Source organism: Streptomyces sp. SID12501, assembly GCF_010550245.1.
GTDB lineage: Bacteria > Actinomycetota > Actinomycetes > Streptomycetales > Streptomycetaceae > Streptomyces.
The window spans coordinates 40,319-54,677 of sequence record NZ_JAAGLU010000037.1; the positions used below are offsets into that span (position 1 = coordinate 40,319).

Consider the following 14,359-nt stretch of genomic DNA (forward strand, 5'->3'; position numbering starts at 1 on the left):
GCCTGGCTGAATCACTGGTTACGGGGACATGACGTACGGGATATCGGGGGGCGGCTCGCGGGGGTGGGCGAGCGGGCAGGCGGTGTCGGCCGGGGGTGCGCGTATGCCCCTCCTCCCCGGTGGCAGGGGCATACGCGGGTCGGGCGGGCCCGCTCAGACCGTGCGGCGGCGCAGCAGCCAGAAGGAGGCGGCCGCCGCGGCGGCGGTGAGGGCGAGGACGACTCCGGTCTCCATGAGCTGGAGGGGCCAGAAGTGGGAGGCCGGGTGGTAGTCGCGGAAGTAGCCGACGATGTCGGCGGCGGCGCGGCACTTGTCGTCGTTGCAGTACGGGTCCGGTACGTGGGACCCGCTGGAGGTGATGACACCGTCGCGGACGACCATGCCGGTCCACTCGGGGTATCCGCCCTTGCGGGTCAGGGTCTCGACCGGCCACAGGTGCGGGCGCAGCTCGCCGAGGAAGGTCATGAGGGCCAGCAGGGCCGCGGAGGCGACTACGAGGGCGCGCAGCGAGCGTTGTACGAACATGCCCGCGAGGGCGCCCACGGCCAGGCCGAGCAGGGCGTACGCGGTGGCGAGGGTGCCGTTGGCGAAGTAGCCGCCGCTCTGGTGCCACTGCCAGCTGCCCAGCGGCCCCCACAGCTGGCTGTGCTTGTCCCACATCAGGCGGTGGAGGAGGGTGAGGAGGCCGGTTCCGGTGACGAGCAGCGCGGCCGGTACGGCGAGCTGGGCGGCCAGCCAGCGCGCCGGGGAGACCGACTGGGTCCAGAGCAGCTGAGCGGTGCCCTTCTCCAGTTCCCGGCCGATCAGGGCGCTGCCCGCCCAGGCGGCGGTGAGGAGGGGGACGAGGCCGGTCAGGCGTCTGCCGACGGAATCCGCGGTGCCGAGATGGTGGTAGTCGGACACGGAGTACTCGCAGGCGCGTTGGACGCCCCCGTCGTGGCAGCCGGCCCTGGTGAACTCGGCGAAGGCCGCGTCGAGCGCGTATCCGTAGTTCCACAGCAGTGCTCCGGCGGCCACGGCGACCAGCATCAGCCAGAACCAGAGCGCCGAGCGGTGCAGGCGCAGTGTGGCCCGGACGAGACCCTGGAGGGTGCCGGTGCGCCGCGGTCTTGTGGGTGTCGCGAGTGCGGTGGCGGTGGTGGTCATGCGGAGGCTCCCGTGCGGCGCTTGAGCAGGGCGAACGCGATCACCACGGCCACCGCGGTGAGGGCGAGGAGGATGCCGGTCTCCACGAGCTGGAGGGGCCAGAAGTGGGAGGCGGGGTGGTAGTCGAGGTAGACGCCGGCGACGTCGTTGCGGGCGATGCACGCGGCCCTGTCGTCGCAGAACAGGTCGGGGATGCGGGCGCCGGTCGAGGTGTAGGAACCCTTGCCGACCCACATGCTGACGGTGTCCTCGAAACCGACGGCGCTCTTCCGGGTCTCGGCCGGCCACAGGTGCGGACGCAGGGACTGGAACTGTTGTACGGCGATGCCGATGGCGACGACTCCGACGCCGAGCCCTGGCAGCGAGCGGCGCGCGACCATGCCCGCGAGAACGCCGAGGGCCAGACCGGCCAGGGCGTAGGCGGTGGCGAGGGTGCCGTTGGGCTCGAAGATCTGGGCGTCGTACCAGTGGTAGCTGTCCTGCCGCAGTTCGGCGGTGGCCGCCCACATCATGCGGTGCAGCAGGGTGAGCAGGAGCATGCCCGCGGTGATCAGTACGGCGGGCACGGCGATCTTGGCGGCCAGCCAGCGCGCCGGGGACACGGACTGCGTCCAGGCCAGTTGTGCCGTGCCGTCCTCCAGCTCGCGGCCGATGAGCGAGGCGCCCGCCCAGGCGGCGATCAGGAACGGGGCGAAGAATATGAGGAGGCTGCCGAGGACGACGCCCGAGTCCCAGCGTGCTCCGAGCGTGCCCAGGGTGTCGCAGCCGAGGTTGGGCGTGCCGTCGGCACCGCAGCCCGAGCGCGCCAGCTCGTCCATGGCCGCGTTCGCGCCCGGCCCGTACGTCCAGAGGATCAACCCGGCGGTCACGACGACGTACAGCAGCCAGAACCAGAGTGCGGAGCGGTGCACACGCAGGAGGGTCCAGGTGAGGCCGTGGAGACGGCCGGTGCGCTGTACCGCGGGTCGCTCGGGTGCCGTGAGTGCGGCGGTGGTGGTGGTCATACGGCGGCCTCCGCCGACTCGTCCGCGTCGAGGCTGTCGAGGTGCAGGGGCGGTGCCTCGGGGGAGCGGAGGTGGGCGAGGACCAGTTCCTCCAGGGTGGGGGCGGAGATCTGCCAGGTGTCGGCGAGGCGGCCCCCGGGGCGGATGAGGGCGGTGGTCTGGCGGCCCGTCGTACGGGACTCGACGACCGTGTGGCCGTCGAGGTCGGCGGCCGGGCCGGTGACCAGGGTGTGGGCGGCGAGCAGGTCCTCCAGCGGGCCGGCGAGGCGGACCCGGCCTGCGCCGACCAGGAGGACGTGGTCGCAGGAGCTCTCCAGCTCGGCGACGACGTGCGAGGACATGACGACCGTGGTGCCGTTCTCGGCGGCGTCGGCCATCAGGGTGCCCATCAGCTCGTGCCGGGCGAGCGGGTCCAGGTCGGCCATCGGCTCGTCCAGGAGCAGCAGTTCGGGGCGCTTGCCGAGGGCGAGGGCGATCGCGACCCGGGTGCGCTGGCCGCCGGAGAGGGTGCGGATCTTGGCGTCGAGGTCTAGGGCGCCGTCAGCTATGACACCCGCGGCGACGGCCTGGTCCCAGCGCCGGGGGTTGAGCTCCCGGCCCAGGCGGAGGGTGTCCTCGACGGTGAGCTGGAGGTGCAGGGGCTTGTCCTGGGCGACGTACGCCATACGCTCACGCGCCGCCGCCGGGCTGGTGCCGAGGACGGTGAGCGTGCCCTCGGTGGGCCTGAGGAGACCGGCCGCGTGGGCCAGCAGCGTCGACTTGCCGGCGCCGTTGGGCCCGACGACCGCGCAGACGCGCCCGGCCGGCAGGCGGAACGCGCACTCGCGCAGCGCCCAGCCCTTGTCCTTCCGCCAGCTGAACCGCTTGCCCAGTCCGGCCGCCTCCATGGCGGTGTCGCTCATCCCTGGTCCCCCTTGAACTGCGTGTCGACGGAAGGTGTGTCGACGAAATGTGTGTCGAGTACGGAAGTGAACAGCGCGGCCACGTCGTCCCGTTCGAGTCCGGCGTCGCGGGCTCGGACGGCCCAGTCGGCCAGTTCGGCGCCGAAGGGGGAGTCCGCCGGGGCGGCCCCCAGCGACTTGCGGACGAACGTGCCGAGGCCCCGCCGTGCCTCGACCAGGCCTTCGCGTTCCAGCTCGCGGTAGGCCTTCAGGACGGTGTTCGGATTGATGGCGGTGGCCTCCACGACCTCACGGGCGGTGGGCAGCTTGTCGCCGGGTTCCAACAGGCCCAGGCGCAGGGCCTGTTTGGTCTGCTGGACGATCTGCAGATAGGTGGCGACGCCGGTGCGTCTGTCGATGCGGTACTCGACCACTCGTACAACCACCCTTTCACTAATTGAGTAGTGAAAGGGTGGCCCAAGAGTGGGGGCGGTGTCAAGATCACCGCCCCCATCAGGTTTTTCCGGGGAGTTGGGGAGACGTGCGAGACGTACCGGGTCGGTCAGGACTCGGTCAGGACTCGGTGCGGTACATCAGGTCCGTCTCGTGGGTCACGAAGCCCAGCCGCTCGTAGAGTGCCACCGCCGCCGTGTTGTCCGCGTCGACGTACAGCATCGCCGTGGGCAGCCCGCGCTCCGCCAGGTGGCGCAGGCCGATCGTGGTGAGCGCCCGGCCGAGGCCGCCGCCCTGGGCACCCGGGAGCAGGCCGATGACGTACACCTCGCCGAGGCCCTCCGCCGCGTGCGTCTTCGTCCAGTGGAAGCCGATGAGTTCGCCGCCGCGGAAGGCGAGGAAGAAGCCCTCCGGGTCGAACCAGGCCTCGGCCCTGCGGTCTTCGAGGTCGCGCTGGGTGAGGGAGCCCTGCTCGGGGTGGTGGGCGAAGGCGGCGGAGTTCACGGCGAGCCAGGCCGCGTCGTCCTCGCCGGGCACGAAGGTCCGTACCGTCACGTCCTGCGGGAGCTTCGGCTCGGGCAGCTCCAGGTCGGTCAACGGCCGCCGCAGCTGGCGCAGTTCGCGGAAGAGGGCGAGGCCGAGGACCTGGGCGAGGTGCCGGGCGGCGGAGTGGGCGCCGTGCGCCCAGACGCGCAGCCGCTTGCCGGAGGCGGCCAGCAGGGCCGAGCCGAGGGCGCGCCCGTGACCGTGGCCGCGGTGGGCCGGGTGGATGACCAGTTCGGCGGCCGGCGCCTCTACGGGATCGGTGTCCTCCAGCTGTGCGTAGCCGACGAGTTCGCCGCCGACGACGAGGAGGAAGTGCGACACGCCCTCGCGGGCGCCCCCGCGCAGTTGGAGCCGCCCCTGCTCGGACACCGCCTGCTGGCCGTCGGTCCGGGCGGCGTCCGCGAGCAGCGCGAGGACGGCGTCGGCCTGCTCGGGGGTGAGGGCGGCCAGGGTGTCGATGGAACGGGACGGGTCGGGGGGGCCGGGGCGCGCGGTGTCGTCGCTGGTCATGGCTACGAGGGTAAGGCCTGCCCGATTCGTGGTGAATCTCCCGAGGAGGCAACCGTTCCGTAACCCTGAACCCCTGTCGCGCTACGCGCGTTGACTCTAGGCTGCGCCGGGACGGGACTGAAATTCTCACGTACTTCTTACGTCGCACCTGCTTCTTGCGTCGTACTCGCACGTCCTCTCACGGACGTCCCTTTCTTCTTCGGGTCCTCTTCCGGACTTCGCGAACTTCAGGGGAGCACATGCCAGCCACACCCCAGCCGTACCACCGCCGCAGACGCCGTACGCGCGCGCTGCTCGCCGGCGTCGCCGGTATCGCCACGGTCGGCGCACTCGCCGCCGCCGCTCTCCCGGCCAGCGCCGGTGACAGCTCGTACAAGCCCGGCGGTCAGGCACACAGCAAGCCGAGCCGCTACCAGGACGTGCAGCTGCTGTCCTTCAACGACCTGCACGGCAACCTGGAGCCGCCGTCCGGCTCCTCCGGCCGCGTCACCGAACTCCAGGCCGACGGCACGACGAAGACGATCGACGCGGGCGGTGTCGAGTACCTCGCCACGCACCTGCGCGAGGCGCGCGGGGACAACCCGTACTCGATCACGGCGGCCGGCGGCGACATGGTCGGCGCCTCCCCGCTGATCTCGGGCCTCTTCCACGACGAGCCCACCATCGAGGCGCTCAACGGCCTCGACCTCGACGTCACCGCGGTCGGCAACCACGAGTTCGACGAGGGCGCCAAGGAACTGGGCCGCCTGCAGAACGGCGGCTGCCACCCGACGGACGGCTGCTACGTCAAGGGAAAGAAGTTCAAGGGCGCGGACTTCCCCTACCTCGCGGCGAACGTGCTCGACGAGAAGACCAACAAGCCGATCCTCAAGCCCTACTGGGTGTGGAAGAACAACGGCGTCAAGATCGGCTTCATCGGCGTGACCCTTGAGGACACCCCGGGTGTCGTCTCCGCCGAGGGTGTGAAGGGCCTCAAGTTCAAGGACGAGGTCGAGACGATCAACAAGTACGCCAAGGAGCTGGAGAAGCAGGGCGTCAAGTCGATCGTCGCGCTGATCCACGAGGGCGGCCTCCCGGCCTCGACGGCCTACAACTACGACTGCAACGCGGCGGGCGGCGGCTCCGGCATCTCCGGTCCGATCGTCGACATCGCGAAGAACATCACCCCGAAGGTCGACGCGCTGGTCACCGGCCACACGCACGCCGCGTACGCCTGCACGATCCCGGACCCGTCGGGCAAGCCGCGCACGGTCACCTCGGCCGCGTCCTTCGGCCGCCTCTACACGGACACCACGCTGACCTACGACCGCAAGACGGGTGACATCGCCCGTACGGCCGTCCGTTCAGCGAACCACGTGGTCACCCGGACCGTCGCCAAGGCCGCGGACATGACCGACCTGATCGCCCGGTGGAACACCCTCGCGGCGCCCGTCGGCAACCGCTCGATCGGCTACATCTCCGGCGACATCAACAACACCGGCACCGAGTCCCCGCTGGGCGACCTCATCGCCGACGCGCAACTGGCTTACGGCAAGAAGCTCGACCCGGAGACCGACCTCGCGCTGATGAACCCGGGCGGAATCCGCGCGGGGCTCACCTTCGCGGCGAAGGGCGCCGAGGGCGACGGTGTCGTCACCTACGCCGAGGGCTTCACGGTCCAGCCGTTCTCCAACACGGTGAACCTCCAGAGCTTCACCGGCGCGCAGATCATCTCCGTACTCCAGGAGCAGGTGAGCGGCACGAACGCGGCCTCGCCGAAGGTGCTCCAGGTGTCGTCGGGGCTCACCTACACCCTTGACCTGACGAAGGCCGGCGCCGCGCGCCTGGTCGCCGACTCGGTCAGGCTGAACGGTGCGGCGATCGACCCGGCCGCCACCTACCGTGTCGCGACGAACAACTTCCTCGCGGGCGGTGGCGACGGCTTCCCGACGCTGGGCCAGGGCACGAACGACCTGGTCGGCGCGGACGACCTCGCGGTGCTGGCGGACTACCTGACCGCCAACTCCACGGCCACGACGCCGATCGCGCCTCCGGCGGCGAAGCGGATCACGATCGTGCAGTAGCGGCTACACCTCAGAGGGCCCAAGGCATGTTGCCTTGGGCCCTTTGCCATGCCCGTAATAAATCCTGTGTGAAATGGGGATCGGTTCCCCGACTGTCCTGAAAATTGGTCTCAGCTGCTATTAATCGAGGTCTAAGCGGAATTGGCTTTTTCCACTTCCCGGGTCCCGTAGTGTTTTCCATGTCGAAAGCGAACGGCGGACGACACGAAAATAAAAGGAAAGTAAGGGAGAGCGACATGAGCTTCAAGAAGATCATCTCGGTCAAGAAGACCCGCAAGGCCGTACCGGCGCCCCACAAGCCCGCGCCGAAGAAGGTCACCCCCAGGCGTCGACCGGTCGCCCATAAGGACTGACAAAACCGCAGTCCCATTCGCAGCCCCATTCGCTGTCACAGTGAATGGCAAGTCGCCAACAGTTGATTCACAACCCTGGAGGGAATTCCTATGAGCTTCCACAAGATCGTCCCCGTCAAGAAGGCGTCCAAGCCCGCCGCCGCCCCGGCTCCGGCTCCGAAGAAGAAGGCTCCGAAGAAGCCGGCGCCCCAGAAGGCGCAGCGTCGTCCGGTCGGGCACCAGCGCTGAGACCGGCGCGGAGACCTGTGATGAGGCGGGGTCACCGGTGGACGAGCACATCGTCCGGGTGGCCCCGCCTCAGGTGTGTAGGGGGAAAAGGAAAGGGAGTTGAACATGAGGGAGGTCCGGGAGGCATTCCGCCGGTTCTGGCCTTTGACGCGTGGCGACCGGAAATGGCTGGCGGCGATCGTCACTTGCGTGGTGGTGTCCGCCCTGGCCGAGACCGCCGCGATCCTGCTGTTCGCGGAACTGACGGACAACGCCCTGAAATCGGGTTCCCTCGCCGCCTTCTGGGGCCCGGCCGGCGCCTGGCTGGCCGTCGCCGTGCTCGGTGCGCTCGTCGGCTACGCCGGAAACTCGCTCGCCACCTGGACCGCCGAGAGATTCGTCCTGCGCCTGCGCGCCAACGTCTTCCGGCACGTCCAGGGTCTCCCGCCCCACTTCTTCCAGAAGCACCGCCAGGGCGACCTTGTGGAACGCCTCACAGGTGATGTCGAGGCGATAGAGCAGATGGTCGTCTCGGGAGTCGTCGGCACCGTCTCCGCCGCATTCTCGGCCCTCTTCTACTCCGCCGCCGCCCTCTGGCTGCGCTGGGACCTGGCCCTGGTCACCTTCTTCCTGGCCCCCCTCTTCCTCCTCGCCGCCCGCCGCTTCGCAGGCCGCATCAGGACGGCGAGCCAGGACGAGCGGGTCGCCGACGGTGCGATCACCTCCGTGGTGGAGGAGTCCCTCGGCAACATCGTCCTCACCCAGGCCTACAACCGCCGCCGCGACGAGGAGAAGCGCCTAGACCGGGAGGCCCGCGCCTGGATGAAGGCGAGTGTGCGCGGGGCGCGGCTGAGCGAGATGTACGAACAGTTCGTCGAGGTCGTCGAGACTCTGTGCGTCCTCACGGTGATCGGCCTCGGCGTCTGGGAGATCTCCGCCGGCCGTATGTCACTGGGCGCGCTCCTCGCCTTCGCCGCCTTCGTCGGTTACCTCTATCCGCCGATCCGCAGCCTCGGCCAGCTCGGCCTGACCCTGACGGCGGCGACCGCGGGCGCGGAACGCCTCGGCGAGCTGCTGGACGCCGAGCCCGCCGTCACCGACCCGGCCGAGCCGGTCGCCCAGTGGCCGGTGCGCGGCTGGGTCAGCGTCCACGGCGCCTCCTTCACCTATCCGGGAGGTCCGGGAGGTCCGGGAGATTCAGGAGATCCGGGAGGTCCGGGAGAGGGAACGGACCGGCGGCCGTCGCTGCGCGACGTGACCTTCACCGCCGCCCCCGGCGAACTGGTCCTGATCACGGGAGCGAGCGGCGCCGGAAAATCGACCCTGTCGAAACTCCTCACCCGCTTCTACGACCCCTCAGCGGGCGTGATCTGCCTGGACGGCGTCCCGCTGACCGACGTACCCCTCACCTTCCTGCGCGAGAACGTGGTGCTGCTGCCGCAGGAGACGCTGATCCTGCACGGTTCGATCCGCGAGAACATCGAGTGCGGGCGCCCTGGCGCGAGCGACGCGGACATCGAGGCGGCGGCACGGGCGGCCGACGCGCACGACTTCGTCACCGCGCTCCCGGAGGGGTACGGCACGAGGATCGCCCCCGGCACGGCCACGCTCTCCGGCGGCCAGTTGCAGCGGATCGCCATCGCCCGGGCCATGCTGCGCCGGGCCCCGGTACTGGTCCTCGACGAGCCGACGGCCGGCCTGGACTCGATCGCCGCCCGCCGGATCGTCCCGGCGCTGCGCCGGCTGATGGCGGGCCGTACGACCATCATGATCACCCACGATCTGAGCCTCGCCCCGGACGCGGACCGCATCCTGGTCGTCGACGAGGGCCGCCTCGCCGAGACGGGCACGCACGACGAACTGATGGCACGGGGCGGGGTGTACGCGAGGCTCGCGGCCCCGCTGCTCCCCCGATCTGCCGGGTCCTACCTGCGCGAGGAGACGCTGACGCTGGCCCTGAGGGTGTAACCCATCCCCCGCACGGTGTGGATGAGCCGGGGTTCGCCCCGGCTCTCCAGTTTCCGGCGCAGGTACATGACGTACACGTCAAGGGTGTTGGAGGTGGGCTCGAAGTCGAAGCCCCAGACGTCCTTGAGGATCTGGACCCGGCCGAGAATCCTGTCGGGGCGTCTCAGCAGGTATTCGAGGAGGTTGAACTCGGTCTTGGTGAGGTCGAGTTGACGGTTGGCGCGGGTGACGGTACGGGTCCGCGGGTCCAGGAGGACATCCTGGAAGCTGAGGCCCGCGAGCGCCGAGGGCGGCCGGGGTTCGCGTTGTGGGCTCCGGCGCAGCAACGCCCGTACCCGCGCGAGGAGTTCCTCGGTGGCGAAGGGTTTCATGAGGTAGTCGTCGGCGCCGTTGTCGAGCGCGACGATGCGGTCCCCGACGGCTGCCCGTCCGGTGATCATCAGGATCGGGACGGTGCACCCCGAGGCCCGTAGCCGCCGGGTCGCGGCGAGCCCGTCGAGGCCGGGCATGGTGACGTCCATGAGCACGAGGTCGGGTGCGGTGTCCGGTTCGGCCACTAAGGCGAGCGCCGTGCGGCCGTCCCCGGCGAGCACGGTCTCGTACCCCTCGAACCTGAGCACCCGGTCGAGCCCTTCACGTACGGCCGCGTCGTCGTCGGCCAACAGGATCTTCCGCGTCATCTCAATACGGTCTGACGACGCGCTGTGACAGGGCTGGCAGGCGGTTATGCGTGGGCTACCGCTCGTGCGCAGCGCCAGTGGAGGAAGGCCGCGATTGGGGCGAAGGCGGCCAGCGGGACCCACAGGAGCAGAAGGGGAGTCGGTGGATCGTCCGTCGTGATCGTCAGCACCACCAGGACCAGGGAGGTGCACACGAACACGATGAGCGCGCCGATGACCGCCCGCTCCCAGGCCTTGCGGTGAGCGGTCCGCCTCAGAATGTGCGCCTCGGTCGCCGGGCGCGGCTCCCAGGCCGTGCCCCGGTGCCGGGCGGCGACGGCTCGCAGCTCGTCGACCTCGGCCGGCGGGTCGTCCAACTGCCAGTCGTCGACGTGCGGGAGGAGGAACCGCCGGCCATCGGTGTCGTACAGGAAGACCAGCCACTTGCGCCCGAAGGAGGGCGCCTTGGGGAGCGACTGGGCCCGGAAGTCGTAGACGTCGTGCCAGGCCCACCGGCGTTCGATCACGAACCCGCGCACGACGACTCCGCGCCTGTCCATCAGCGTGCGCGCGCGGTACATGAACAGCACCCCCTGTACGACAACCGCCGCGAAGAACGTGAGGAGTACGGCCCTCTCCCAACTGCGCCCGGTAGGGCTGCTGATCTGGAGCAGGCAGGACACCACCATCAACCCCAGGTACGCGAGCCACCCGCGGGGCGCCTTCCGCCGCTTCCGGTACTCCCGCTCGATCCCGTCACCGTCACGGCCACCGACACCGACGTCCCCGCCCATTGACCCTCCCCAGAGCCTGTAATGGGGTGATCGTAGAGCGGGGACCTGTGCACGTCAGGAGGCGGACGGTGTCCAGTCGCCGAGCCAGTCGGCGATCTCCTGGCCGGTGGCCTGGGTGTCGGTCAGCTGCGGGCGGTCACTGCTCGCGGCGCCCGAACCCGCGCCGGTGTTCTTGTACTCGGCGAAGCGGTCGTCCTTCCACGAGAAGCCGCTCATGTCGGTCCAGGGGGTGGTCCTGATCGCGGCGCTCAGGGAGGTGTTGCGGATGGTGGTCTGGGGGTCGAGGGCCGCGTCGCCGCCCGCGTGCCAGGGGCGGCCGAGGTAGAAGCTGCGGTCGGAAACGTCGCCGCTCACCGTGGAGTTGGCGATCAGGATGCCCTTGCGGTTCGCGACGGTGCTGGGGGCCGTGACGTAACCGGCCGAGGTGCCGTTCCAGCGCTTCTTCAGGGTGATGACCGACTTGTCGATCACGGCGGTGGCCCGGCCGAAGATGAAGTCGGTGTTGCCGACGATGTAGGAGTTGGTGATGTAGACGCGGCCCAGCTTGTCCTTGGACGCGGTGTCCACCAGCAGGGTGTCCTGGTCGCCGCTGACGATGACGCTGTCGAGGAACACCTTGTCGGCGGAGGTGCGCAGGGCGACCGCCTGGTTGGCGATGTCCTGGTGCGCGGCCTCGTCGAAGTCGTTGGAGATGGTCAGGTTGCGGGCCTGGAAGTCGTCCCCGTCGACGGCGACCGTGGCGCTGCCGCCGGTGCCGTACGTACCGGAACCGTCGGGCTTGGCCGTACCGGACGCGTTGTTGTAGACGATCGTGGTGTCCTTGCGGCTCCCGCCGCTGCCCTGAATGGTGACGTGCGGCTTGTTCGACGGCACCTTGACCAGCTCGCGGTACGTCCCCGGCTTGACGGAGATGACCACCCTGGAGGCGTTGTTCGCCGGTACGGCGTTCACGGCGGCCTGCACGGTCCTGTACTGGCCGGAGCCGTCGGCGGCGACGGTGAGGGTGGTAGCGGCGGCGGCCGTGGTGGTCGTGCCGGTGGCGGCTGTGCTGGTCGCCTTGGCCACGGAACTGCGGGGCCCCGCACCGGACTTGAGGAGCGCGGGCACGTCGGCCGTCTTGTCCAGGGTGTAGCCGTAGTACGTCTTCGGGTCCCAGGCGGCGCCCGACCCCCCGCTCTCGTTCTTGCCGGTCGTACCCGAGAAGACGTTGCCGCGCTGGACGAGGGTGGCGGTGGCGTCGCGGACGACGGGGTTGGTCATGCCCTGGAAGTAGGAGTTCTCCAGCACCATGTTGGTCTTGCCGCGGGAGTAATTTCCGTACGAGGACTTGATGGTGGTCCCCGCCTCGTCCTCCAGGAAGTTGTTGTAGAGGTGCGCGTGGGCCACGTTGTCGGTGGACGGGTTGCGCTGCTCGGTCTCGCGGATCCAGTTGTGGTGGATCGTGATGTCGGCGGTGGTGTTCGCGGTCCAGCCGATACCGAAGGCCTTGTTGTCCTGGCTCAGCTTGTTCCAGGACACGGTCAGGTAGGTCGTGTCCTTGCGGCTGTCGATGAGTCCGTCGGCCATGTGCCGCAGGTCGTTGTGATCGATCCACACATGATGGGCGCCGTCCATCTGGATGGCGTCGAAGTCGTGTTCCTTGTCGTTCCAGATGCCCTGGTAGGCGTCCCGGATGGTGAGATTCCGGATGATGACGTTGTGGACTCCGGTGCCGAGGAAGAACCCGCCGCCGACGATCTGCCCCGAAGTCCCCGACCCGATGATGGTCTTGTCGGAGGCGACCTTGATCTCCTTGCCGACCGGGTCCATGTTGATGGTGGCGGCGACAACGATGATGTACGGCTCGGAGGCGGTCGCGTACTTCTCCAGGTCGGCGAGCGTCTTCACGGTGACGGTCTGGCCGTCCCGGCCGCCGTAAGTCCCGTTCTGGCCAAGGGCGTTGACGGAGGCGAAGCCGTTGGCGACATCGGTGACACCGGCGAGGGCGGAGGCGGCGGCCGTGGAGGACGCGGCGGAGGCCTTCGGCTGCGCGTCCGAGCCGAACACGCCCAGGGCGGAGCCGTAGGCCATGGCACCGGCGGAGACCAGGGCCAGCGGTACGCCGGCCACCAGAGCGGTCTTGCGGCGGCGGTGACGGCTGGACGTGCTGCGGGATGCGCTCACGGCTGCTTCCGATCAAGTGAGGGGTCAAGAGGGTTTAACTGGAGGGGGTACCACGTCGCTTGGCTGTTGCAGCCGGGGCGGGAAAGGTTGCCGTGATGTGGAGACGAAGACCGGGGACCGGAGGGGAAGCGGAATGATCGGGACGGTGTTCCGCACCACGGACGTACCTGTGGGAGACAGGTTCGACTACTGGCAGGAACTGGTCGGCCGGACGCGCGCCAGCGCACTCGTCAGCGAGCACGCCGCCGACTTCTGGGCGGAGCAGCGGCTGATGGAACTGGGGCCGGTGGTCGTGAGCCAGATGTCGTTCAGACCCACGCGCTACCGGCGGACCCCGAAAATGGTGCGCCAGGCCGACCCCGAGCTGTATCACCTGACGCTGCTGCTCGACGGCGGGCTGGCGCTCGACCACGCAGGGCAGGCCAGCACATTCACCTCACATGACCTGCACCTGGCCGACAGTTCGCAGCCGTACGACGTCAGGTCGGCGGACGACCGTCAGGGCGGCGTCGTCACGGGAATGGCCGTGGACTTCCCCAAGGCACTGCTGCCCCTGCCGCCGCACCGGGTACGGGAGTTGCTGGGCCTGAACCTGCCGGGGCGCGAGGGGGTCGGTGCGCTCCTGGCGGAGTTCGTCGTCGGGCTGAACCGGCAGATCGGCACCCTCCAGCCGTACGACGCGCCCCGCCTGGGCACGGTCGTCATCGACCTCATGTCGGCCTGGTTCGCGCAACTGCTAGAAGCGGAGGCCGTGTTGTCGCCGGAGACCCGGGGGCGGGCCATGGCGGAACGCGTCCAGACGTTCATCCGGCAGAACCTGCACGACCCCGAACTGACGCCACCCGTGATCGCCGCCGCCCACAACATCTCGCTCAGCTATCTGCACCGCATCTTCCAACAGCAGATGCGGGGGGAGACGGTCGCGGCCTGGATCCGTCGCCGACGTGTGGAGAACGCCCACCGAGACCTGGCGTGCCACTCGCTCCGGGGTACGCCGATCCACATCATCGCCGCCCGCTGGGGGTACCCGCGCCCGTCCGACTTCACGCGGGCGTTCCGCGCGGAGTTCGGGATGTCCCCCAGGGAGTACAGGCAACAGGCGCTGTGCGAGCGGTAACAGACCAGGAGTAGACGCAGTGCCAAGGAACTGTGGACCGACTGGCAACGACAACAGGGCTGCTGCCCGGCATTGTTGATTTCGCAACGGGGGAAATCTCGGTCGCGGAGCTGATGCGATCTGCTCGGCTCCGCGACCGAGGAAATCCGGCATCACCACTCCGTCGGGATCCGCCCACCCCGGCTGACCGCGATCCGTAGGACGTCCGCCAACGACTCGGTGGCCCGCGTGAGCCCGAACCGCACGGCCCGCTCCCCCGCCCTGGGGTCACCGAGCAGGCCCCGCGCCCCCTTCAACACCTGCTCCCCGGACTCCAGTTGGGCCGCCTCGATGTCGTCGGCGAGGAGAGAGAGCCGGCTGAGGTCGCTGTCGGTGCTGAGGTAGCAGGGGTTGCCTTCGGGGGTGGTCCAGGGGAGCAGACGCATGTGCGGGGCCCTTCGGTGGGGGTGGCCGTGACGAGCGGTGATTACCGTTCGCGTTCAGATCGTCACTGCT

At 69.4% G+C, this 14,359-nt stretch carries 13 protein-coding genes; 4 read left to right on the plus strand and 9 right to left on the minus strand.

All coding sequences use genetic code 11. From position 1 onward, the window contains the following. Positions 1–153: 153 nt before the first annotated feature. From G3I71_RS35280 to mshD, 5 genes are all read right to left on the minus strand, one after another. Positions 154–1,146, minus strand: coding sequence for an ABC transporter permease (locus G3I71_RS35280; protein WP_164321252.1), 993 nt, complete (start codon positions 1,144–1,146; stop codon positions 154–156). After that, complete coding sequence (locus tag G3I71_RS35285; protein WP_164321254.1) at positions 1,143–2,150, minus strand: ABC transporter permease; 1,008 nt, start codon at positions 2,148–2,150, stop codon at positions 1,143–1,145. The genes G3I71_RS35280 and G3I71_RS35285 overlap by 4 nt, the downstream gene beginning before the upstream one ends. Beyond that, positions 2,147–3,052: an ABC transporter ATP-binding protein gene (locus G3I71_RS35290; protein ID WP_164321256.1), complete on the minus strand. Its 906-nt coding sequence runs from the start codon at positions 3,050–3,052 to the stop codon at positions 2,147–2,149. Before G3I71_RS35290 ends, G3I71_RS35285 begins: the two co-directional genes overlap by 4 nt. Then, a complete protein-coding gene (locus G3I71_RS35295) occupies positions 3,049–3,465 on the minus strand; it encodes a GntR family transcriptional regulator (RefSeq protein WP_164321258.1) in 417 nt (138 codons plus the stop codon). Before G3I71_RS35295 ends, G3I71_RS35290 begins: the two co-directional genes overlap by 4 nt. A 139-nt stretch (positions 3,466–3,604) precedes the next feature. Beyond that, entirely contained in the window at positions 3,605–4,540 is a 936-nt protein-coding gene (mshD, locus tag G3I71_RS35300) for a mycothiol synthase (protein ID WP_164321260.1), read from the minus strand. Positions 4,541–4,779: 239 nt separating this feature from the next. Between mshD and G3I71_RS35305 the strand changes: the two genes are divergently transcribed. The 3 genes from G3I71_RS35305 (at position 4,780) to G3I71_RS35310 (ending at position 9,131) form a co-directional block, all read left to right on the plus strand. Beyond that, the gene (locus G3I71_RS35305) at positions 4,780–6,603 is read left to right on the plus strand and encodes a bifunctional UDP-sugar hydrolase/5'-nucleotidase (protein WP_164321262.1); all 1,824 of its coding nucleotides are present in this window, start codon (positions 4,780–4,782) and stop codon (positions 6,601–6,603) included. Between the two features lie 443 nt (positions 6,604–7,046). Then, complete coding sequence (locus tag G3I71_RS50435) at positions 7,047–7,184, plus strand: hypothetical protein (protein WP_203732212.1); 138 nt, start codon at positions 7,047–7,049, stop codon at positions 7,182–7,184. Positions 7,185–7,289: 105 nt separating this feature from the next. Continuing rightward, a complete protein-coding gene (locus G3I71_RS35310; RefSeq protein WP_164321264.1) occupies positions 7,290–9,131 on the plus strand; it encodes an ABC transporter ATP-binding protein in 1,842 nt (613 codons plus the stop codon). Here G3I71_RS35310 and G3I71_RS35315 read toward each other — a convergent pair. Genes G3I71_RS35315 through G3I71_RS35325 form a run of 3 tightly spaced genes read right to left on the minus strand, consistent with a single transcriptional unit; the run spans position 9,089 to position 12,747 of the window. Then, positions 9,089–9,811, minus strand: coding sequence for a response regulator transcription factor (locus G3I71_RS35315; protein WP_164321266.1), 723 nt, complete (start codon positions 9,809–9,811; stop codon positions 9,089–9,091). The genes G3I71_RS35310 and G3I71_RS35315 overlap by 43 nt on opposite strands. A 44-nt stretch (positions 9,812–9,855) precedes the next feature. Beyond that, positions 9,856–10,584: a PH domain-containing protein gene (locus G3I71_RS35320; RefSeq protein ID WP_164321268.1), complete on the minus strand. Its 729-nt coding sequence runs from the start codon at positions 10,582–10,584 to the stop codon at positions 9,856–9,858. A gap of 54 nt (positions 10,585–10,638) precedes the next feature. Further along, complete coding sequence (locus tag G3I71_RS35325) at positions 10,639–12,747, minus strand: pectinesterase family protein (RefSeq protein WP_164321270.1); 2,109 nt, start codon at positions 12,745–12,747, stop codon at positions 10,639–10,641. 133 nt (positions 12,748–12,880) lie between these two features. Between G3I71_RS35325 and G3I71_RS35330 the strand changes: the two genes are divergently transcribed. Further along, positions 12,881–13,864: an AraC family transcriptional regulator gene (locus G3I71_RS35330; RefSeq protein WP_164321271.1), complete on the plus strand. Its 984-nt coding sequence runs from the start codon at positions 12,881–12,883 to the stop codon at positions 13,862–13,864. 152 nt (positions 13,865–14,016) lie between these two features. Here G3I71_RS35330 and G3I71_RS35335 read toward each other — a convergent pair whose 3' ends face one another. Then, positions 14,017–14,289, minus strand: a complete 273-nt coding sequence (locus tag G3I71_RS35335) for a hypothetical protein (RefSeq protein ID WP_164321273.1) — start codon at positions 14,287–14,289, stop codon at positions 14,017–14,019. Between the last annotated feature and the right edge of the window lie 70 nt (positions 14,290–14,359).